Source organism: Pseudooceanicola nanhaiensis DSM 18065, assembly GCF_000688295.1.
Taxonomy (GTDB): Bacteria; Pseudomonadota; Alphaproteobacteria; order Rhodobacterales; family Rhodobacteraceae; genus Pseudooceanicola; species Pseudooceanicola nanhaiensis.
Map to the genome: position 1 here is coordinate 1 of NZ_JHZF01000012.1, position 1,343 is coordinate 1,343.

The 1,343-nt window shown below is 68.1% G+C and carries 1 protein-coding gene; it reads right to left on the reverse strand.

Features of this window, described 5'->3' with window-relative positions:
• Positions 1-32: 32 nt before the first annotated feature.
• The coding region (gene tnpC, locus Q344_RS0110155; RefSeq protein ID WP_028286603.1) for an IS66 family transposase at positions 33-1,343 on the reverse strand (1,311 nt) is incomplete at its 5' end.

The following is a 1,343-nucleotide window of genomic DNA, read 5'->3' on the forward strand; positions in this document are numbered from 1 at the left end:
CGTAACCGGCCGGTTGATACCGTCGCCTGATCCTACGACTTCCAGTTCCACGGGAGCAGTTCGTCGAGGCGGTTGATCTTGTGATCGTGGATACGGTCGAGGACATCAGCAAGCCACGCTTGCGGGTCCAGCCCGCTCATCTTCGCCGTCTCGATCAGGGTCATGGCCCGGGCGAGGGTTTCCCCGCCGCTGTCGGAGCCAGCGAAGAGCCAGTTGCGGCGGCCAACGCCGATCGGGCGCATGGCGCGCTCGGCCGGGTTGTTATCGATCCCGATGCGACCATCCTCGAGGAACAGTTCGAATGAGGGCCAGCGGGAGAGCCCGTAGCGGAAGGCCTTCGCGAGATCGCCCTTGCCTGGGATGCGCGCCAGCTGGGCCTCGGCCCATGCCTTGAAGGCGTCGACCTGGGGGCGGGAGTGCTGCTCCCGTGCGGCCTTGCGTAGGTCGGCGGGTTGGCCGGCGATCCGCCGTTCGACATCGTAGAGCTTCCCGATCCGGTCGAGCGCCTCCCGCGCGATCTCGGACTTCGTGGCCTCCCAGACATCGTGAAAGTCACGCCGCAGATGTGCCCAGCAGGCCGCCTCACGGAACTGGCTGCTGCCGTCCGCGCGGCGCTCGTAGAGCTGGCCAAAGCCTGCATAGGCGTCCGCCTGAAGGATACCGCTGCTGTTTTGCAGGTGCTGACGCGGATGCTCGCCTTTCCGGTCCGGCGAGAAGCGGTAGACCACGCCTGGCGGCGCCGTGCCGGCCCAGGGCCTCTGGTCGGAGACATAGGCCCAGACCCGCCCCTGCTTGACCCCCTTGCCGAGGCCGCGGTCGCGACGGGAGCGGTCCAGGACGCGGATTGGCGTGTCGTCCGCATGCAGCACGGGCGCCGCCATGACTTCGGCCTCGATCCTCTCGATGATCGGCGCGAGCACCTTCATCGCCCGGCCGCACCAGTCCAGCAGTGTGCTGTCGGGCACGTCCGCTCCCATGCGCGCGTAGATCTCGTTGAGGCGATAGAGCGGGACATGGTCATCGAACTTGGAGACCAGCACATGCGCCAACAGGCCCGGTCCGGCCATGCTGCCCGGAATCGGGCGGCTTGGCGCCGCGGGCTGCACCATCCTCTCGCAGCGGCGGCAGGACTTCTTCACCCGTGCGATCTCGATGACCTTTATCTGCGCGGCGACCATGTCGAGAAGCTCGCTCACGTCCTCGCCGACCACGCGAAGGTCACCGCCGCAATCAGGACAGCAGGTGCCGGGGTCGAGTTCCCGTCGCTCCCGCGGGGTCTCGTCGGAGACCCGGGGCCTGCGGCGGGGCTTCACCTCAGCGGATCCGGCATCGGCGGCGGGAGG